Annotated in this window: 19 protein-coding genes; 7 read left to right on the top strand and 12 right to left on the bottom strand. The window is 72.7% G+C overall.

The genetic code is table 11. The annotated features are described in order from the left end of the window. Positions 1-7: 7 nt before the first annotated feature. Positions 8-700: a TetR/AcrR family transcriptional regulator gene (locus tag ACXJMZ_RS07895; protein ID WP_457029234.1), complete on the bottom strand. Its 693-nt coding sequence runs from the start codon at positions 698-700 to the stop codon at positions 8-10. Positions 701-812: 112 nt separating this feature from the next. Between ACXJMZ_RS07895 and ACXJMZ_RS07890 the strand changes: the two genes are divergently transcribed. From ACXJMZ_RS07890 to ACXJMZ_RS07875, 4 genes are all read left to right on the top strand, one after another. Then, complete coding sequence (locus ACXJMZ_RS07890) at positions 813-1,448, top strand: NADPH-dependent FMN reductase (protein WP_457029233.1); 636 nt, start codon at positions 813-815, stop codon at positions 1,446-1,448. 12 nt (positions 1,449-1,460) lie between these two features. Next, positions 1,461-2,771, top strand: a complete 1,311-nt coding sequence (locus tag ACXJMZ_RS07885; RefSeq protein WP_457029232.1) for a DHA2 family efflux MFS transporter permease subunit — start codon at positions 1,461-1,463, stop codon at positions 2,769-2,771. Between the two features lie 103 nt (positions 2,772-2,874). Beyond that, on the top strand, positions 2,875-3,615 hold the full coding sequence (locus ACXJMZ_RS07880; protein WP_457029231.1) for an ABC transporter ATP-binding protein: 741 nt from the start codon (positions 2,875-2,877) through the stop codon (positions 3,613-3,615). Beyond that, positions 3,612-6,413 carry an FtsX-like permease family protein gene (locus ACXJMZ_RS07875; protein ID WP_457029230.1) on the top strand — a complete coding sequence of 934 codons (2,802 nt, stop codon included), beginning with the start codon at positions 3,612-3,614 and terminating at the stop codon, positions 6,411-6,413. The genes ACXJMZ_RS07880 and ACXJMZ_RS07875 overlap by 4 nt, the downstream gene beginning before the upstream one ends. An 80-nt stretch (positions 6,414-6,493) precedes the next feature. On the opposite strand, the gene ACXJMZ_RS07870 is transcribed toward ACXJMZ_RS07875, so the two are convergent. Both ACXJMZ_RS07870 and ACXJMZ_RS07865 read right to left on the bottom strand, forming a co-directional pair. Next, positions 6,494-6,727 carry a hypothetical protein gene (locus ACXJMZ_RS07870; RefSeq protein ID WP_457029229.1) on the bottom strand — a complete coding sequence of 78 codons (234 nt, stop codon included), beginning with the start codon at positions 6,725-6,727 and terminating at the stop codon, positions 6,494-6,496. Positions 6,728-6,842: 115 nt separating this feature from the next. Then, positions 6,843-7,268 carry a hypothetical protein gene (locus ACXJMZ_RS07865; protein WP_457029228.1) on the bottom strand — a complete coding sequence of 142 codons (426 nt, stop codon included), beginning with the start codon at positions 7,266-7,268 and terminating at the stop codon, positions 6,843-6,845. 284 nt (positions 7,269-7,552) lie between these two features. On the opposite strand from ACXJMZ_RS07865, the gene ACXJMZ_RS07860 reads away from it, so the two are divergent. From ACXJMZ_RS07860 to ACXJMZ_RS07850, 3 genes are read left to right on the top strand one after another with little or no spacing between them, the layout of a single operon-like run. After that, entirely contained in the window at positions 7,553-8,062 is a 510-nt protein-coding gene (locus tag ACXJMZ_RS07860) for a hypothetical protein (protein ID WP_457029227.1), read from the top strand. Positions 8,063-8,114: 52 nt separating this feature from the next. Then, complete coding sequence (locus tag ACXJMZ_RS07855; protein WP_457029226.1) at positions 8,115-9,932, top strand: S9 family peptidase; 1,818 nt, start codon at positions 8,115-8,117, stop codon at positions 9,930-9,932. After that, positions 9,929-10,183 carry a hypothetical protein gene (locus ACXJMZ_RS07850; protein WP_457029225.1) on the top strand — a complete coding sequence of 85 codons (255 nt, stop codon included), beginning with the start codon at positions 9,929-9,931 and terminating at the stop codon, positions 10,181-10,183. Before ACXJMZ_RS07855 ends, ACXJMZ_RS07850 begins: the two co-directional genes overlap by 4 nt. Positions 10,184-10,195: 12 nt before the next feature. Here ACXJMZ_RS07850 and ACXJMZ_RS07845 read toward each other — a convergent pair whose 3' ends face one another. The 9 genes from ACXJMZ_RS07845 to ACXJMZ_RS07805 form a co-directional block, all read right to left on the bottom strand. Further along, complete coding sequence (locus ACXJMZ_RS07845) at positions 10,196-10,984, bottom strand: SURF1 family protein (RefSeq protein ID WP_457029224.1); 789 nt, start codon at positions 10,982-10,984, stop codon at positions 10,196-10,198. Positions 10,985-11,215: 231 nt separating this feature from the next. Next, positions 11,216-12,250, bottom strand: coding sequence for a hypothetical protein (locus ACXJMZ_RS07840; protein ID WP_457029223.1), 1,035 nt, complete (start codon positions 12,248-12,250; stop codon positions 11,216-11,218). After that, complete coding sequence (locus ACXJMZ_RS07835; RefSeq protein WP_057234096.1) at positions 12,243-12,764, bottom strand: SigE family RNA polymerase sigma factor; 522 nt, start codon at positions 12,762-12,764, stop codon at positions 12,243-12,245. The genes ACXJMZ_RS07840 and ACXJMZ_RS07835 overlap by 8 nt, the downstream gene beginning before the upstream one ends. A gap of 225 nt (positions 12,765-12,989) precedes the next feature. Then, positions 12,990-14,054, bottom strand: coding sequence for an aspartate-semialdehyde dehydrogenase (locus tag ACXJMZ_RS07830; RefSeq protein WP_457029222.1), 1,065 nt, complete (start codon positions 14,052-14,054; stop codon positions 12,990-12,992). Next, the gene (locus ACXJMZ_RS07825) at positions 14,051-15,331 is read right to left on the bottom strand and encodes an aspartate kinase (protein ID WP_457029221.1); all 1,281 of its coding nucleotides are present in this window, start codon (positions 15,329-15,331) and stop codon (positions 14,051-14,053) included. The genes ACXJMZ_RS07830 and ACXJMZ_RS07825 overlap by 4 nt, the downstream gene beginning before the upstream one ends. Before the next feature lie 307 nt (positions 15,332-15,638). Continuing rightward, the gene (locus ACXJMZ_RS07820) at positions 15,639-16,328 is read right to left on the bottom strand and encodes a DUF5063 domain-containing protein (protein WP_457029220.1); all 690 of its coding nucleotides are present in this window, start codon (positions 16,326-16,328) and stop codon (positions 15,639-15,641) included. Then, on the bottom strand, positions 16,321-16,920 hold the full coding sequence (recR, locus tag ACXJMZ_RS07815; RefSeq protein ID WP_057234470.1) for a recombination mediator RecR: 600 nt from the start codon (positions 16,918-16,920) through the stop codon (positions 16,321-16,323). The genes ACXJMZ_RS07820 and recR overlap by 8 nt, the downstream gene beginning before the upstream one ends. 163 nt (positions 16,921-17,083) lie before the next feature. Beyond that, positions 17,084-17,422 carry a YbaB/EbfC family nucleoid-associated protein gene (locus ACXJMZ_RS07810; RefSeq protein ID WP_082598478.1) on the bottom strand — a complete coding sequence of 113 codons (339 nt, stop codon included), beginning with the start codon at positions 17,420-17,422 and terminating at the stop codon, positions 17,084-17,086. An 85-nt stretch (positions 17,423-17,507) separates the two neighbouring features. Further along, entirely contained in the window at positions 17,508-19,661 is a 2,154-nt protein-coding gene (locus ACXJMZ_RS07805) for a DNA polymerase III subunit gamma and tau (RefSeq protein WP_457029219.1), read from the bottom strand. Positions 19,662-19,672 lie beyond the last annotated feature (11 nt).

Here is a 19,672-nt window from a genome sequence, read left to right as displayed (position 1 = left end):
CGCGATCCTAGGCGCGGCCGGCCCGGTACGCCCGCAAGAAAGCGAGCACGCCGCCCTCGATCAGGCGGTCGGCCTCCTCCTTGGGCAGCGGCAGGACGCCGTAGTGCGAGAGCTGCACGATCGAGTGCGAGGACAGCGCCGTGAAGTGCGCGCCGGCCATCGCCGCGTCCCCGTGCAGGTCGATCAGACCCGCGTCGGCCAGGCCGGTCATCGCCTCGGCGAGCGCGCGGCCGACCGGGCCGGGGCCCGCGTCCTTCCATGCCTCCAGCACCTCGGGCGGCACGTGGTCGGCCTCGGCGTGGATGTGGCGGACCAGGGCGAAGTGGTTCGGGTAGTCGGTCATCAGGCCGACGAACGCGCGGGCCAGCGCGGTCAGATCGCGCGCCAGATCATCCGGGTGCGGCGGCCGCTCCGGGTCCAACAGCGCGCGCAGGCGGCCTAGTTGGGCATCCCGCACCTCTCCTGAGGTCCAGGTGACGACGGTACGGAAGAGGTCGGCCTTGCCGCCGGGGAAGTGGTTGTAGAGCGTGCGGGTCGAGACGCCGGCGGCGGCCGCGAGCGCGTCGACCGAGGCCCGGGCGTAGCCCTCGCGGCCGAAGACCGAGCAGGCCGCACTCGCGAGGGCGATCTGCTTCTCCAGCTTCCGGGGCGAGACCTCGCGCCGGGCCTTCTCCATCCAAGCCTCGTTGCCGCTGCTCACACATGCCTCCCAGACGAATTACAACGACCGTTGCACTTTCGACAACGCTCGTTGTACTTTACCGGAGGGGAGGCCGCGACGGGCGGTCACCCCACGAGGAGGGGACATCACCATGCCTGTCAGCGAAGCCGCACCCGCTGCCGTCAGCACCACCCACCAGGACGCGCCGCTGCGCGTGGCCGTCATCGTCGGCAGCGTCCGCGAGGGGCGCCAGGGCCCGGCCGTCACCGACTGGTTCGTCGGTGCTGCCGCCGCCCAGGCCGGCCTGGAGCTGGACGTCGTCGACCTGGCCGAGGTCAACCTGCCGCTGGTGATGCCTGGTTGGGGTAGTACGCCGAGCCCGGAGACCGCCGCCGCACTGGCGGACGTGACGCCCCGGCTGGCCGCCGCCGACGCGTTCGTGGTGGTCACCCCCGAGTACAACCACAGCTTCCCGGCCGCGCTGAAGAACCTGATCGACTGGCACCACCAGCAGTGGCACGCCAAGCCGGTCGGCTTCGTCTCGTACGGCGGACTCGGTGGCGGCCTCCGCGCCGTCGAGCAACTCCGGCTGGTCTTCGCCGAGTTGCACGCCGTGACGGTGCGCGACTCGGTCAGCCTGCACGGGCCGTGGTCGGGGCTCGGTCCGGACGGGGCGCCGCGCGACGCCGCCGTGACCGAGGGTGCGGTCAAGGGAATGCTCGGCCAACTCGCCTGGTGGGGACGGGCCCTGCGGGATGCCAGGACCACCCGCCCCTACCAGGGCTGAGGGGGTCGGGGGATGACCACGGCCCAGCTCGTAGAGGCACCGCAGCAACCACCTCCGCCTCGGGCCCTGTCCACCGCCCTCGGCCGCACCCTCACCGTCACGATCATCGGCTCGATGATGTCGGTGCTGGACACCACGATCGTCAACGTCGCCCTGCGCAGCCTGGCCGAGACCTTCCATGCCCCGCTGGCGACCATCCAGTGGGCCACCACCGCCTACACGTTGGCACTCGCGGCCGTGATCCCGACCGCGGCCTGGGCGATGGGGCGGATCGGTGCCAAGCGCAGCTACCTGACCGCCCTCGCCCTGTTCACACTCGGCTCGGTGCTGGCCGCCTTCGCCTGGGACGCGGGCAGCCTGATCGCGGCCCGCGCCGTGCAGGGGCTCGGCGGCGGCCTGCTGATGCCGGTCGGCATGACGATGGTGATGCGCGTCGCGGACGGTGCGCAGCTCGGGCGAGCGATGGCGCTGGGCGGACTGCCCATCCTGATCGGTCCGGTGCTCGGCCCGGTGCTCGGCGGCTGGCTGCTCGACACCGCCTCCTGGCACTGGATCTTCCTGGTCAACCTGCCGGTGGGGGCCGCCGCCCTGGTGCTCGCCGCGAAGCTGCTGCACTCCGACCGGCCGAACGACTCCTCGGCCGCGCCCAAGCTGGACCTGCCCGGCCTGCTGACGCTCTCGCCCGGTCTGGCACTGCTGCTGTTCGGCCTGGCCAAGGGCGGCGAACAGGGCGACTTCACCGCCGCCGGACCACTGCTCCCCACGCTGGCCGGGGCACTGCTGGTGGCCGCCTTCGGGTGGCGGGCCCTGACCACGCGTCAGCCGCTGCTGGACCTGCGGCTGCTGCGCGACCGCAGGTTCGCCGCCGGGATCGGCACGCTCGCGCTGTTCACCGGCGGCTACTTCGGCTCGATGCTGCTCGGCCCGGTGTACTGGCAGCAGGTCCGGGGCGTGAGCGCCACCGAGGTCGGGCTGCTGGGCGCGCCGATCGGACTGACCGTCGGCCTGACCCTGCAGGTCGCCGCGCGGCGGATCGACCGGGTGTCACCCCGGCGCCTGATCACCACCGGCGTCGCCCTGGGCGCACTCGGGATGGCCCTGACGGGACTTCAGGTCGGCGTACCGGAGGTGGCCGCCTGGCGGGTGGTCGGCTCGGCGATGGTGCTGGGCGTCGGCGCCGGGATGGTGCTGCTGCCGACCATGACGACCGCGAGCCGCGACCTGCCGAAGGAACAGCTGGCGGCGGCCTGCATACCGGGTATACATACTCGGTATGCAGGCGCGTCTGGGTGGTTCGACCGGCCGGGTCTGACAGGACAGTGACTGGGGTGCCATCCCCCGGCGGGGCCTATCGGGCCCGGCCGACGGGACGGCAGCTGTGCTGCGCCCGGTACCTCGGGCCCGGCCGACGAGAAGGAGCCGACGAGTGACAGCCACAGAGATCAGGGACACCGAAGGGGCCGTCCTGCACCTGCGGGGCGTGTCCCGGGTGCACGGCCACGGGGCGACCCGGGTGCACGCCCTGCGCGGGGTGGACCTGACGGTCCGTCCGGGGGAGTTCGTCGCGGTGATGGGACCCAGCGGGTCGGGCAAGTCCACCCTGCTCACGCTGGCAGGGGGGCTGGACACCGCCAGCTCGGGCCAGGTCCGGGTGGAGGGGCAGGACCTGGGCAAACTGTCCAGGACCGCACTGTCCACGGTCCGCCGCCGGGCGATCGGCTACGTGTTCCAGGACTTCAACCTGATCCCCGCGCTGACCGCCGCTGAGAACGTCTCGCTGCCGCGCGAACTGGACGGGGTGACCAGCCGCCGGGCCCGGGCCGAGGCGCTGACCGCACTCGCCGAGACCGGCGTGGCCGAGTACGCCGACCGCTTCCCCGACCAGCTCTCCGGCGGGCAGCAGCAGCGGGTCGCGATCGCCCGGGCCCTGGTCGGCGAACGCCGGCTGGTGCTCGCCGACGAACCCACCGGCGCGCTCGACTCGACCTCCGGGGAGACCGTACTGAGCGTGCTCCGGGCCCGCTGCGACGCCGGGGCGGCCGCCGTCATGGTGACGCACGAACCCGCCCACGCCCAGTGGGCGGACCGGGTCGTGGTGCTGACCGACGGTCAGGTGGTGGAGGAGCGCCAGGGCCGCACCGACGCCAGGACGGACGAGACCCGATGAGCCTCTCCGCCTGGCGGGCCGCGCTCCGGATCGCCCGCCGTGACGCGCTGCGGGCCAAGGGCCGCAGCGCCCTGATCATCGCCATGATCGCGCTGCCGGTGGTGGGTGTCACCGGCGCGGACATCGTGGCCCGCAGCACCCAGCTCTCGCCGCAGGAGCGCAGCACCCGCCTGATGGGCGCCGCCGACGCGTACGTCAGCACCAGCTCGCAGCCCGGCTGGCGGCTGGTGCAGGGCGCGGAGCCCAGCATCGACAACACCTCGATCCTGTCCCAGAAGGGGGCGAAGCCCACCCCCACGCCCGAGGAGGCGGCCCGCAGCGCCCAGCCCCTGCAACGGCTGCTTGAGCAGGCGCTGCCGGCCGGCGCCAAGCTGCTGCCGGTCGAGGCCACCACCGGCTACCACCTGACCAGCACCACGTACGGTCAGGGCCAGGTGCAGGTCTGGGGGATGGACCTGACGGACCCGCTGGCCGCCGGGATCACCACGCTCCGGCAGGGGACGTGGCCCGCCGCGCCGTACGAGGTCGCCGCGACCACCGCCTTCCTGACCGAGTCCGGGCTCCAGGTCGGCCAGAGCACCACGCTCAAGGGCACCACCCAGCCCCTCCGGATCAGCGCCGCCGTCGAGTACCCGGGCGAGCTGCGGGCGAACCGGCTGGTCGGCCGGCCCGGCGAGCTGAACGGTCTGCTCAACGCCCTGCCGGAGAAGACCGGCCTGGCCACCGCCCCCGGCGCCCGCGACTACCTGGTCTCGCTGCCCGGGCACGCCGCCTTCAGCTGGGAGGCGGTGCAGCAGGCCAACACCTACGGCTTCACCGTGGCCTCCCGGGCCGTGCTCGCCGACCCGCCGCCGGCCAGCGAGGTCAGCTCCAGGGCCAGTACCCAGGACACCCAGGCGCTGCGCAAGGCCGAGACCATCGCGGCCACCGCGGCCGGGCTGGCCCTGCTGGAGATCGTGCTGCTGGCCGGTCCGGCGTTCGCGGTCGGTGCCCGTCGCTCCCGGCGGCAGCTCGGGCTGCTCGCGGCCTGCGGCGGCAACCGGGCGCACATCCGCCGGGTCGTGCTCGGCGGCGGCATCGTGCTCGGCGGCGCGGGTGCGCTGGCCGGCGTGGTGCTCGGCGGGGTGACCGCCCTGGTCGCCCGGTCCTACCTGGAGGGCAGGTCAGGGGCCCGGTTCGGGCACTTCGCGCTGAACCCCACCGACCTGTCGGGCATCGTGGCGCTCGGTGTGGTCACCGGCCTGCTGGCCGCGCTCGTCCCGGCGGTGCAGGCCGCCAGGCAGCCTGTGGTGGCGGCCCTCACCGGACGAGTCACCGCCCGGCCGCCGGCCAAGTGGCTGGCCGTCGTCGGCGCACTGACCGCCCTGGCGGGCACCGCCCTCGCGCTGAGCGGCGAACTCACCGACTCGGGCTCGCGCTCCGTCCTGGCGGGCTCGGTGCTCGCCGAGCTCGGACTGATCGCCTGCACCCCGCTGCTGATCAGCCTGTTCGGCCGACTCGGCCGGTTCCTTCCGCTCTCGCCTCGGCTCGCGCTGCGCGACTCGGCCCGCAACCGCGGACGGACCGCCCCCGCGGTCGCCGCCGTGATGGCCGCCGTCGCCGGTGCCGTCGCGGTGCTGACCTTCCAGGCCAGCGGCGAGTCGGCCGCCCGGTCCGGGTACGTGGCCTCGGCCCCGTCCGGTGCCGTGGTGCTGAGGGCCGACTCCGTCAGGGGCACCGACAGCCTCGCGGTGTCCATCGCGAAGAACGCCGCCGCGCTGCGGACCGCCGTGGAGGGCACCGTGCCCGAGCTCGGGCAGCGCGCGGACCTGAGCGTGCTCAGCTACGGGGCGTGCGACAGCACGCCCGGCTCGTTCTGCGGCCGGGTACAGGTAGTCCCGGCGCCCGGGAACGACTGCCTGGCCCCGCCCGGTCCTGGCGGCATCGACCTCCGCTGCGCGCGCAACACGCCCGAGCCCGAGGACATCCGGGACGTGATCAGCGGCGATCCGGCCGTGCTGCACAACCTGCTCGGCGTGGACTCGCCCGTCGCCACCAAGGCCCTGACGGACGGTCAGGTGGTCGTCCTGAACCCCGGCTACCTCCAGGACGGCAAGGTCACCCTGCAGCTCACCCGGTTCGGCGCGACCGGACCGGAGGGCAACCGGACCAGTACGGTCAGCCTGCCCGGCGTGGCCGTGACCGGCACCGCCCAGGCCGCCCGCGCCGTGATGTCACCGGCCGCCGCCCAGGCGGCCGGGCTGCTCTCGGTCGACCAGCAGTCGGTATGGCGGCCCGCCCGGGCCCTCACCTCGGCCGAGGTGCAGCGCGTCACCGCCGCCGCGCTCCAGACCGGCCCCGGCAAGCTCACGGTGGAGCGCGGCTACCAGGAGGGCTCCGGCAACGCCCTCGTCCTGGGGCTCGCCGCCGCCGCCTCGGCGGTCGCCATCGCCGCCGCCGCCATCGCCACCGGTCTGGCGGCCACCGACAGCCGGGGGGACCTGGCCACCCTGGCCGCCGTGGGTGCCACCCCGGGCATCCGCCGCCGGCTGTCCGCCTTCCAGTGCGCCGTGGTGGCTGCGATGGGCGCCTCGATCGGGGCACTGGCCGGGCTGGTGCCCGCCGCCGCCCTGCAGCGGGTGCAGAACCTCGGCATCGAGGCCAAGTTGGGCTCCGGCTCGTTCCGGATCGGCAGCAACCCGCTGGTGATCCCGTGGCCCGAGCTGGCCGTGCTGGTGATCGGGCTGCCCCTGCTGGCCTGGCTGCTCGCCGCCGTCTTCACCCGCTCCCGGGTGGCGCTGACCCGGCGGACGCAGTGACCCGACGGGAGAAGTACTGACGTACGGCGGCCCTGCCGGGGAGACCCGGTGGGGCCGCACCGTTTGCGGGACGCCCAGGCCTACTGATGGCTGATGCTCGATGCCTGGTCCGGGTACTGCCAGAGCGCGGCCATCAGCTCGGCGATCCGGTCGGCGGTGAGCGGGCCGGTGCTCAAGGCGGTGGCGAGGGCGGGCAGCAGGTCCGGCGGGAGGGTGCGGGGGTCGCCGATCAGGACCGACTCGTCGGGGAAGGTGAGCAGGACGAGGGGAGCGCCGTCGTCGAGTTCGGCGTGGTACCAGGTGACTCTGTTCATGTGCCCCCTCCCGGCGACGGCAGTTGCGTGCGACCCGAGACGGAATCGAACGTACACCCGATTATGGGGGCAGGCGAGGACGTCGCGGAACCGCAATACCGCATGGGTCCGACAGTCAGCGTTCGTCGGCGCCTTCGGACTCGGTCCGGGCGGCCACCAGAGCCTCGATCACGGCTCGGACCCGGGGCAGATCGGCCGGGTCCAGCTCGGCCAGGTGCGCCACGATGGCCCGGGCGTCGGCGGGCAGGCCGGTGAGCTCGGTGGTGACGTAGTCCAGGTACTGGGCCGCGGCGGCACGCTGGACCTGGATCAGCGGCAGGCCGAGCCCGGCCGCGAGCGCGCGGAGCACCTGCGGCTCGGGCGCGCGGACCACCTCGTTGCGGACCAGCTTGTGCAGCCAGGTGGTGCCGGGGCGGTAGCCGGTGGCCGGGTCGACGGTGGCCTCGGTGAGCCGGCGGAAGGTCACCCCGGGACGGTCGAGCGCCTCGCGCACCAGCCGGGAGAGTGCGTCGCCGGTGTCGCCGGGCATGGTCACAGGCATCTCGTCGTCTCCCCTCACGGCAGTCGGCCCCTCGCTCCGGCCTGGGCGAGGGCGCGGGCGGTCGGCGGGCGACAGCCGCGTTCGCGAACGAGGCTAACAGCGCCGGACCTGCCGATGCTGCCACTTCCCCTGGCCCATGACCAGCCCGTTCGGTGAAGGCCCCGCAAATCGAAAAATAATCGAATACGTGTTCGCGTTCGCGAACGCAGCTAGGTAAGGTCCTGTCCGCGAGCAACGACCAGCGGTTCAGCGCAGCAGATCAGAGCAGCAGCAGGAGGCCACCCGTGTCCATGCCGACCGAGTTCTTCGGAGTCCCGATCCAGCGGAGTCGCCAGCCGGTCGCCTGCCGGGTGCAGCAACGGCCGCTCTCCGCTCTCCGACCGCTGTTCGAATCGGTGCTCCGGGACCCGGTGATCACGGCCTTCGGCTGGTCCCAGACCGGCCCGGCCCCGGCCGAGCCCGGCGGCGCCCGGCTCCGGGTCGGGCCGCCCTGGTTCCGCACCGCGGCCGACCGGGCGGAACAGGACCTGTACGCGCTCTCGCTCGACCTCCCGCACCCCAGCCTCGGCGGCCACCACTACGGCCCCGGCGCCACCCCGCTGCGCTGGCGCCGGCTGCCGTACCAGGGGCCCGACCAGGACCGGTTCGACCGGGCCAGGCGACTGTCCGAGGCACTGGAGTCCGGCTCCTTCGACCGGGCGCTGGCCGAGTCGTTCGGCGGACCGGCCGGCGGCGCCACGGCGGTGACGGTCTGGCGGGACCGGATCAGGGTGGTGCAGTGCGCCTTCGCCTGACCGGCTGTCCCCGCCGTTCCGCCGGGCCGCAGGGATCGGGTTTGATGGGGGGATGAGCAACGAGAAGAGCCCCGTACCGGAGTGGGAACAGCGGTTCCGGGCGGCACGGGTCTCCCTGCCCGACTGGGCCGAGCAGGCCCCCGAACGCGCCCTGTACGTCTCCAACTCCACCGGCACGTACGAGATCTACGCCTGGGACCGGTCGGCCGACAGCCACCGCCAGGTGACCTCCCGCCCGAACGGGACCACCGACGCCGAGCTCAGCCCGGACGGCGGGTGGATCTGGTGGTTCGACGACACCGACGGCGACGAGCTCGGCGTCTGGCGCCGCCAGCCGTTCACCGGCGGCCCCGACGAGCAGGCCGTGCCGGGCGTGCCCGCCGCGTACGACGCGGGTCTTGCGCTCGGCCTGGACGGCACCGTGGTGGTCGGCACCTCGGACGACGAGGACGGCACCACCCTCTACCTGCGCCGCCCCGGCGCCACCGAGCTCGAGAAGGTCTACCAGCACGAGGAGTACGGCGGGGTCGGCGACCTCAGCCACGACTCCGCCCTGCTGGCCGTCGACCACACCGAGCACGGCGACGCGATGCACTCCGCGATCCGGGTGCTCCGGCTCGCCGACGGCGCCACCGTGGCCGAGCTGGACGAGGTGACGGGCCATCAGAAGCCCAGCGGGGTGGCCTGCCTGGGCTTCGCCCCGGCCGACGGCGACACCCGGCTGCTGATCGCCCACCAGCGCACCGGCCGCTGGGAGCCCGCCATCTGGGACGTGGCCACCGGCGCCGAGACCGCACTGGTCCTCCGCGACGACCAGGGCCGGGAGTTCCCCGGCGACCTGTCCGCGCAGTGGCGCCCCGACGCCCGCGCCCTGCTGGTCGAGCACGAGTACGAGGCGCGCAGCGAGCTGTTCTCGTACGAGCTGGCCACCGGTGCGCTGACCCGGCTCGACACCCCGCGCGGCACGGTGTCCGGTGCGACCGCCCGGCCGGACGGGACGGTGGAGTTCCTCTGGTCCTCGGCGGCCGAGCCCTCGGCGGTCCGCTCGACGGCGGGCACCGTGGTGCTGCGGGCCCCGGGCCCGGTGCCGCCTGGTTCGGTGCCGGTCGAGGACGTCTGGGTGGAGGGACCGGGCGGCCGGGTGCACGCACTGGTCCAACGCCCGTCCGGGACCGGCCCGTTCCCCACCCTGTTCGAGGTGCACGGCGGGCCGACCCACCACGACAGCGACTCCTTCGCGGCCGGACCCGCCGCCTGGCTGGACCACGGCTTCGCGGTGGTCCGGGTCAACTACCGCGGCTCCACCGGCTACGGCCAGGCCTGGACCGACGCCCTGCACGGCCGGGTCGGCCTGATCGAGCTCGAGGACATCGGCGCCGTCCGGGACTGGGCCGTCGACTCCGGCCTGGCCGACCCGTCCCAACTGGTGCTCTCCGGCGGCTCCTGGGGCGGCTACCTCACCCTGCTCGGTCTCGGCACCCAGCCGGACAGCTGGACCCTCGGCCTGGCCGCCGTACCGGTCGCCGACTATCTCGCCTCGTACCAGGACGAGATGGAGGCGCTCAAGTCGCTGGACCGCACCCTGTTCGGCGGCTCGCCGGACGAGGTGCCCGAACTCTGGCACGCCTCCTCGCCGTTGAGCTACGTGGAGCAGTTGAAGGCACCGGTCTACATCAGTGCCGGGGTGAACGACCCGCGCTGCCCGATCCGGCAGATCGACAACTACGTGACCAGGCTGGAACAGCTCGGCAAGGAGCACGAGGTCTACCGCTACGATGCTGGGCACGGCTCACTGGTGGTCGAGGAGCGGATCAAGCAGCTCCGACTGGAGATCGACTTCACACTGCGACACCTGGGGAGAGCACGTTGACCATCAGACGTGGGGTGGTGGCCGCCACCGCCGTACTGGCCTTGCTGCTGACCGCGGCGGGCTGTTCGTCGAGCTCGTCCGACGACTGCGACGACAACCGGTCGGCGGGCACCGTGGCCGGGACGGGCTCGACCGTCCAGGCCCAGCTGCTGGCCAAGTCCAGCAAGGGCTCGAAGAGTTCGAAGAGCTCGAAGAAGACGAAGAGCCACACGCACAAGGGTGCGGACAACGACGACTGCGACGACGACTGACGTCGTCGCCGTTCAGTTCGGGACCGGGTCCAGTCCAAGGGCCCGGTCCCTGGCGCTCTCCGCCTCACGGCGGGCCAGCCGGAACCACATGAAGACCACGAAGCCGCCGAAGACGAACCACTCCAGCGTGTACCCCAGGTTCTGGAACGCCCGCAGGCTCAGGCCGTTGCCCCCCTGCGGCTGCACCGTCGGTACGACGGTCAGCCCGGCCGGCACCGTGTCGGCGGCCACCCAGCCGTCGTACCCGACGTCGGGCAGTACATTCACCAGCGCCGCCGGGCTGATCGTGCCCAGCTGTCCCTCGGGCAGGCCACCGGCCACCGCGCCGTTGCTGCCGCTGTTCTCCGGAGCCTGCAGCCGCCCGGTGACGGTCACCTGCTCGGCACCGACCCCCGGCGCGGTCCGCCCTGCGGCCGGCCCCGGCGCCCAGCCCCGGACCACCGCCACGCAGCGGCCGTCGCCCGGGCAGAGCGGGGTGAGCACGTAGTAGCCCTGCTTCCCGCCCACCGTGCGGTTGGGAACGAGCAGTTGGTGAGCCGGGTCGTAACGGCCGGTCAGAGTGACCGCGCGGCCGACCGTCTCGGTGGTGACCCTGGCCCCCGAATCCGGCAGCAGCACGGCGAACGGGACGGCCTCGCCGCCGGTCGCCGCGTCGGCGGAACGGACCGCGTCCCGATGCCGGTTCACCTGGTCCTCGAACCGGCTGAGCTGCCAGGAACCGAGGAACATGCAGACCACGACCGCCAGGACGGCGACCACGGTGCCGCCGAGCCAGCGCGAAGTCAGGAGAAACCGGTACACACGCACCACGGTAACCACCCCTACACCACCCCCGGACACCAGGGCCTCCCCCGGTGGCACACGCCAGGGGCTCGGGGAACTGCGACGCCGACCTCTGAACAAGGTGATCCCTGCGTAAATGGTCAGGCACTTTCGTACGTGACCCAGGCGCCAGACCTTCTCGCAGTTCCCCGAGCCCCTGGCATCTGTCCTCCGAGCGCCCTGCAAAAGGCTGAGCACCTGCAAAAAGGCTCAGCCCGTCGCCGGCGGCGAGACGTCCGGGATGCGCTCCGGACCGTTCTGGTAGACGGTGCCCGCACAGGCGTTGGCCAGGGTGGCAACCACCTGCGGCCCCCCCGGTTCCGGGGTGTGGGTGAGCGTGACGGTGGGCCGGCCTGAGGTCGGGCTCGCCGTCGGGTTCGGCGACTCGACCGGCGACGGCGAGGTCTCGGGGCCCGGGGCCTCACTCGGTCTCGCCGACCCCGACGGCCCCGCGCCGACCACGAACGCGGCCGCCCGAACACCGCCGCCGTCACCGCCCGGACAGGGCCCGTCCGGCACCCAGCCGAACCGGACCTGGTACCCCGCCAGCGGCGGCAACAGCACCGGCCCGCCCGCAACCGGTTCGGCCAGCCCGGTGGCCGGCCCGCCGGCCGTGTGCGCGGCCACCTTGACGGTGGCCGAGTCGGCCGCCAGCAGCCCGCCGCCGGCCACCTCGCAGGCCCGCCCGGAGGTGTTCACCACCCGGAACCAGCCGTACACCCTGCCGTCCGCCTCGACCGCCCCCAGGTGGGAGCTGCCCTGGCCGAGGTCCGCCGGCCCGCAGCCCGGCGTCGGCACCGTACCCGCCGACGGCGAACCGGGGACGCCGGCCAGGGACCCGCTGGTGGTCAGCTCGGGCACCTGACCGGACGGGGAGCCGGAGGGCATGGCGGTGATCACCGGCAGCGGCAGCGAGCTCGGCCGCCCGGCGCCGCCGCTCGCCGACGGCCCGGGCGTCACCGCCGAGCGGGACGGGCCGGGCGCGAGCGGACCGTCGACCGGTCCACCGGAGAGGTCGAGTTGCTGCACCCCGTGGATGGTCGGCAGCGCAGCCGCGGTGAGCAGCGCGGCAGCCGCCACGCCCGTCCACCGCGCACGGTGCCTGGCCCGCCTCCGGGGCACCTGGTCGTGCAGCCGGCGCAGCGCCGCCGGGTCCGGCTGGACCTCGGCCACCGCCCGGTGCAGCCGCTCGCGCAGCTCCCGCGCCAACGGGTCCTCCCCCGAGGGCCGTTGATCGTCAGTCATCGCTGCTCTCCATCAGCACCCGCAGCGCGGCCAGTCCACGCGAGCCGTACGCCTTCACCGAGCCGACCGAGATCCCGAGCGCGTCGGCCACCTGGGCCTCCGTCAGATCGGCGAAGTAGCGCAGCACCAGCACCTCCCGCTGACGGCGTTGCAAGCGTCGGAGCGCGGTCTTCAACTGGTCGCGCTCCAGCGCATCGTAGGCGCCTTCTTCTGCACTGGCCATGTCAGGCATCGGCTTGGGCAGCAGCCGCAGCCCGAGGATCCGGCGGCGCAGCGTGGAGCGGGACAGGTTGACCACGGTCTGCCGCAGGTAGGCGAGGGTCTTCTCGGGCTCGCGGACCCGGCGCCGGGCTGCGTGCACCCTGATGAACGCCTCCTGCACCACGTCCTCGCAGGAGGCGGTGTCGTCCAGCAGCAGGGCGGCCAGCCGGAGCAGGGAGCGGTAGTGCGCCTGGTAGGTCGCGGTCAGATGGTCGACGCTGGCTCCCGCCGCGTCCGCCGCGGCGGTGCCCATCCGGCTATCGACCGGTCGCGCCGCCACGCGCACCGTGCCCACCCGCACTGCCCCCACCACGTTCGCCACGCATGTTGGACACTTGATCCCCTGTCATGGTTGCCCCCGACTGCGGGCCTATTCTCCCGCACCGGCCGGAGTGCCTCCAGTGCCCTTACGAGGGAATCTGACGGATCGTCTCCCGTTCACCCGGACTCAACCTCCACCGGACGACCACACCGGGGCTCAACCCAGCCGGGCGAACTCCGCCGCCACCAGCTCGGCGATCTGCACCGCGTTCAGCGCGGCGCCCTTGCGCAGGTTGTCACCACAGACGAAGAGGTCGAGCGCGGTGGGGTCGTCCAGCGCCACCCGCACCCGGCCGACCCAGACCGGATCCGTGCCGACGGCGTCGTTCGGGGTGGGGAACTCCCCCGCCGCCGGGTCGTCGTAGAGCACCACGCCCGGGGCGTTCTGCAGGATCTCCTGCGCGGCGGCCTGGCTCACCGGGCGCTCGAAGACCGCGTGCACGACCAGCGAGTGGGTGGTGACCACCGGGATCCGGACGCAGGTGGCGGAGACCTTCAGGCCCGGCAGGCCGAGGATCTTCCGCGACTCGTTGCGGACCTTGAGCTCCTCGGAGGACCAGCCGCCGTCCTCCAGCGTGCCGGACCACGGCACCGCGTTCAGCGCGAGCGGCGCGGCGAACGGGCCGTTGTCGCTGACCACGGCCCGCAGGTCCCCGGTCTGCTCGCCGACCGAGGTGCCCGCCACCTCCGCGACCTGGGCCCGCAGGGTGTCCACCCCGCTCTGCCCGGCGCCGGAGGCGGCCTGGTACGCGGCGACCACCAGCTCGCTCAGCCCGTACTCGGAGTGCAGCGCGGCCAGCCCGCCGATCATGGTGAGGACGGTGCAGTTGGGGTTGGCGATGATGCCGCGGGGCCGGATCTGCGCCGCCGGGGCGTTCACCTCGGGGACCACCAGCGGGACGTCCTGGTCCATCCGGAACGCACCGGAGTTGTCGACCACCACCACACCCTTGGCGGCGGCGATCGGGGCCCAGCGCGCGGCGACGTCGTCCGGTACGTCGAAGATCGCCACGTCGATCCCGGCGAACGCCTCCTCGGAGAGCTCGACCACCTCGGTCTCCACCCCACGGACCGTCAGCCGACGGCCCGCCGAACGGGACGAGGCGACCAGCCGGATCTCCCCCCAGACGTCCCGCCGAACGGAGAGGAGGCCGAGCAGCACGGCTCCGACGGCGCCCGKGGCGCCGACCACCGCGAGGCTCGGCCTCCTCTCCGAGGTCATCGGCCGGTACCGCCGTAGACGACCGCCTCGTCCGTGTCGCTGTCCAGACCGAAGGCGCTGTGCACGGCGCGGACCGCCTCGTTCACGTCGTCCGCGCGGGTGACCACCGAGATCCGGATCTCCGAGGTGGAGATCAGCTCGATGTTCACGCCGGCCTCGGAGAGCGCCTCGAAGAAGGTCGCGGTCACGCCCGGGTTGGAGCGCATGCCCGCGCCGACCAGCGAGATCTTGCCGATCGCGTCGTCGTAGCGGAGCGACTCGAAGCCGATGCCCTCCTTGACCCGGCCGAGCGCGTCGATGGCCTTCTGGCCCTCGGTCTTCGGGCAGGTGAAGGAGATGTCGGTGAGACCGGTGGACGCCGCCGAGACGTTCTGCACCACCATGTCGATGTTGACCTCTGCATCCGCGATGGCGCGGAAGATCCGGGCGGCCTCGCCCGGCTTGTCCGGCACGCCGACGACCGTGACCTTGGCCTCGGACGTGTCGTGGGCGACTCCGGAGATGATCGCCTGCTCCATCTCGCCACCTTCGGGCTTGTTCGGATTGATGCTACTGACAATGGTCCCCGGCAGGCCGGAGAAGGACGAGCGTACGTGAATCGGGATGTTGTAGCGCCGCGCGTACTCCACACAGCGGTCAAGGAGCACCTTGGAGCCGGACGAGGCCAACTCCAGCATGTCCTCGAAGCCGATCCAGTCGATCTTGCGGGCCTTCTTCACCACCCGCGGGTCGGCGGTGAACACGCCGTCCACGTCGGTGTAGATCTCGCAGACCTCGGCCTTCAGCGCGGCGGCCAGCGCCACCGCGGTGGTGTCCGAGCCGCCCCGGCCCAGCGTGGTGATGTCCTTGCTGACCTGGGAGACACCCTGGAAACCGGCCACGATCGCGATGTTGCCCTCGTCCAGGGCGTTCCGGATCCGGCCCGGCGTCACGTCGATGATGCGCGCCTTGTTGTGGACCGAGTCGGTGATGACCCCGGCCTGGCTGCCCGTGAAGGATTGGGCCTCGTGGCCCAGCGACCGGATCGCCATGGCCAGCAGGGCCATCGAGATCCGCTCTCCAGCGGTCAGCAGCATGTCGAACTCGCGCCCGGAGGGGATCGGGGAGACCTGCTCCGCGAGTTCGATGAGCTCGTCCGTCGTGTCGCCCATGGCGGACACCACGACGACGACCTCATGGCCGGCCTTCTTGGTGTCGACGATCCTGCGGGCTACGCGCTTGATGCCCTCGGCATCCGCAACGGATGAGCCGCCGTACTTCTGCACGACAAGGCCCACGTGCGCTCCTCGACTAGTGTCGTTTTCGGGGGACTGGTGGCCCCCGCACCCCCGGTGGAACGGGGGCGCTGCGGTCGGCGCCAGTCTAGCGAGCGGCCTGGGCCCGACCGGCGGTTTCCATATGATGAGACGCGGATATCACGAGGTGGGCAGGGGTCCGCCCGGCCGGACCGGCAGGTCTGCGGGCCGCACCCGGCCTCCCCGGAGAATTGCCGGGGAGGGGGGCGCGACACCTCGGATTTCACTCCGTCGCCCGCGCGGTGACTGCTTCGTCACACCGGCGTGGCGCTGTTTACCGTGGTGCCGGCTACAGACCGAGCTCGGCGGCCATCAAGTCGCCCGCCTGCTGCCCCAGCTGTTCGTCCGTCAGCCCGTCGTCGTCGATGTCCGCACCGTCCGCCGCCGCACCGATCGGGCTGTCCAGCCGGACGTGCGCGATCAGCGACTGCAGCGCCCGAAGCACCGCCGTACAGGTCGAACCCCAGCTGGACAGGTACGAGAACTGCCACCACCAGAGCGCCTCGCTGACCCGGCCCTCCTGGTAGTGCGTCAGACCGTGCCGCAGCTCGGCCACCACGCCCGCCAGATCGTCCGAGATCCGGAACGCGCTCGGCTTCTCCGGCGGCCCGTACGGGTCGAAGACCTCGTGGTAGACGTCGATCGGCGCGAGCAGCGCGGCCAGCCGCTCCCGCAGCTCGACCCCGTCCGGTTCCGGGCCCGCGTCCGGCTCGAACCGGTCCTCGGGCACGACGTCCTCGATCGCGCCCATCCGGCCACCGGCCAGCAGGAGCTGCGAGACCTCCAGCAGGAGCAGCGAGACCACGCTGCCCGGCTCGTCGCCCTTGGCGACCTCGGTCACCGCGAGCACGAAGCTCTCCACCGAGTCCGCGATCTGCACCGCGAAGTCGTCCGGCTCGTGCTTGTGCCCGCTGTTGCCGGGTTGGGCGCCGTTGCTGGGGTGCGTGCTGGGTTGGGTGCTGCTGGGCTGCTCAGACATCGAGAAGTCGTCTCCCTTCGAAGGCCCGTCCGAGGGTGACCTCGTCGGCGTACTCCAAGTCCCCACCGACCGGCAGGCCGCTAGCCAGCCGGGTCACCTTCAGGCCCATCGGCTTGCACAGCCGGGCCAGATAGGTGGCGGTCGCCTCCCCCTCCAGGTTGGGGTCGGTGGCCAGGATCAGTTCGGTCACCGTGCCGTCCGCAAGCCTGGTCATCAGCTCGCGGATCCGCAGGTCGTCCGGGCCGATGCCCTCGATCGGGCTGATCGCGCCACCCAGCACGTGGTACCGGCCGCGGAACTCACGCGTCCGCTCCACCGCCACCACGTCCTTGGGCTCCTCGACCACGCAGATCACCGCGAGGTCGCGCCGCTGGTCCAGGCAGACCCGGCACCGCTCGGCCTCCGCGACGTTGCCGCAGACCACGCAGAACCGGACCTTCTCCTTGACCTCCAGCAGCGCGTGCGCCAGCCGACGTACGTCCACCGGGTCGGCCTGCAGCACGTGGAAGGCGATCCGCTGCGCGCTCTTGGGCCCGACGCCGGGCAGCCTGCCCAGTTCGTCGATCAGGTCCTGAACCACGCCCTCGTACAACTTCGCGCCTTCCCTCGGGCCCTGGCCGCCGGCGGTGCCGTCGGCTCCGGTGCCATCATCCAACGAATCGGGCGCCGGACACACCGTCCGACGCCCGACTCACCATAAATCTCGCTCCGTGAACGCTCCGTAAGCACTCCGCAAGCGCTCCGCCGAAGGAGCGTCAGAACGGCAGACCGGGGATCCCGCCGCCCAGGCCCTGGGCCAGCGGGCCCATCCGCTCGGCCTGCATCTTCTGCGCCGTCGCGTTGGCGTCCCGGACGGCGGCCAGGATCAGGTCCGCCAGCGTCTCGGTGTCCTCCGGGTCGACCGCGGCCGGCGCGATGGTCAGCGCCACCAGCTCACCCGCACCGGTCACCGTCACCTCGACCAGACCGCCGCCCGCCGAACCGGCGACGTGCGCCTCCGCCAGCTCGCGCTGCGCCTTGGCGAGCTCCTCCTGCATCTTCTGCGCCTGCTTCAGCAGCTGCTGCATATTGGGCTGGCCACCACCAGGGAACACGGCTCACTCCTGTACCTGTACGACTTACCTGTACTTACCTGTACGACTGCGGAAAGCTTCCGACCCGAGCCTACGTCGGCGGGGCTCAGCGGTTGTGGTGAATCTCCTCCAGGACCGTGGCCCCCAGCTCACGGACGATCAGCTCCTGGCTGTTCGCCCCCTGGTCGACCTGAGTCGGCGAGGGGCCGGTGAAGCTGGCGTCGCCCTCCAGGTCGTAGTCGTCCGGCGGGTACTCGTCCGCCGGCGGCCCCTCGACCGGCGCGGGCGCGCGGATCGGCGTGGGCGCCTGGGCCGGCGCGGACGGGGCTGCCGCCTGCTGCGGGGGCGGCGTCGGCTGGACCTGCGGCGGGGCGGCCTGCACCGGTGCGGGGCGCGCGGGCTGCTGCTGACTCTGTTGCTGCGGGGCGCCCCAGCTTGCGGTCGACGGCGGGGTGGTCCCGGTGCCGCCGGCCACGCCACCGCTGGTGCCGCCGGACGGGTCGACGATGCACTCGACCCGCCAGTCCACCCCGAGGGCGTCGGCCAGCGCCTGCTTCAGCACGTCGTCGCTGTTGCTGCCGACGAAGCTGTCGCGAGCGCCCGCGTTGATGAACGAGACCTGCAGGGTGCTGCCGTCGAACCCCGCGACCTGGCCGTTCTGGCTGAGCAGGATCCAGGTGAAGCGGCGGCGGTTCTTCACCGCCTCCAGGATCTGCGGCCAGAGCTGACGGACCTGGCCCGCGCCCTGCTGGGCGGAGACCGAAGGCTGACCGGCCGTCGGCTGCTGTTGTTGCTGCTGCGGTGCCGGGGACTGGGCCTGCGGTGCCGGTGCCACCGGCACGGGGGCGGGCGCCGGGACCTCCTGCGCCGGCGCACCGGCGGACGTGAAGCTGCGCGCGATCGGCCACGCGCCGGGCGCAGCAGCAGGCTGACTCGGCGTCACCTCCACCGGCGGGGCGGGCTGTTGCTGGACCGGCGCGGGCATCGCCTGAAGCACCGGCGCCGGGGCCGCGACGGCCTGCACCGGCGGAGCCTGCTGGACGTGCTGGGCTTGCTGGACCTGCTGGACCTGCTGGGCTTGCGGCGCCGCGAAACCACCCGCCGCCGCCCGCCGCTCCAGCTTGTCCAGTCGCGCCTGCAGCGACAGCTCGTCCCCGTACGCGCCCGGCAGCATCACCCGGGCGCAGATCAGCTCCAGCTGAAGCCTCGGCGCGGAGTTCCCCCGCATCTCGGTCAGTCCGGTGTTGACCAGGTCGGCCGCCCGGCTCAGATCGGCCGGCCCGAACCGGTCCGCCTGGGCCTGCATGATCGCGACCCGGTCGGCCGGAGCGTCGATCAGCCCCTTCTCCCCCGCGTCCGGCACGGTCGCCAGGATCACCAGGTCACGCAGCCGCTCCAGCAGATCCGTGACGAACCGCCGCGGGTCGTGGCCACCCTCGACCACCCGGTCGACCACCTGGAACACCGTCGCCCCGTCCTGCACGGCGAACGCGTCCACCACCTCGTCCAGCAGCACCGAGTCGGTGTACCCGAGCAGCGCGGTGGCCATCGGGTACGTGACGCCACCCTCCCCCSCCCCCGCGAGCAGCTGGTCCATCACCGACATCGAGTCCCGGACCGAACCGGCCCCGGACCGGACCACCAGCGGGAACACCGAGTCCTCGACCGCGATCTGCTCCCGCTCGCAGACCTGTGCCAGGTAGTCCCGCAGCGTGCCGGGCGGCACCAGCCGGAACGGGTAGTGGTGCGTACGGGACCGGATCGTCCCGATCACCTTCTCCGGCTCGGTCGTCGCGAAGATGAACTTGAGGTGCTCCGGCGGCTCCTCCACCACCTTCAGCAGCGCGTTGAAGCCGGCCGAGGTCACCATGTGCGCCTCGTCCAGAATGAAGATCTTGTACCGGCTGTGCACCGGCGCGAAGAACGCCCGCTCCCGCAGGTCACGCGCGTCGTCCACACCACCGTGCGAGGCTGCGTCGATCTCGATCACGTCGATCGACCCGGGCCCCCCGGTCGCCAGGTCCGTACAGGACTGGCACTCACCGCACGGGGTCGGCGTCGGGCCCTGCGCACAGTTCAGGCAGCGGGCCAGGATGCGCGCACTGGTCGTCTTCCCGCACCCGCGCGGGCCACTGAACAGGTAGGCATGGTTGACCCTGTTGTTGCGCAGGGCCTGCTGGAGCGGAGCGGTCACGTGCTCCTGCCCGATGACCTCGGCGAAAGTCTCGGGGCGATAGCGGCGGTACAGGGCTAGGGACACACCCCCGACGA

It is taken from the genome of Kitasatospora sp. P5_F3 (assembly GCF_054049135.1).
Note: the sequence above shows the minus strand (reverse complement) of the source record. Positions and strands in the feature narration are given on the sequence as shown.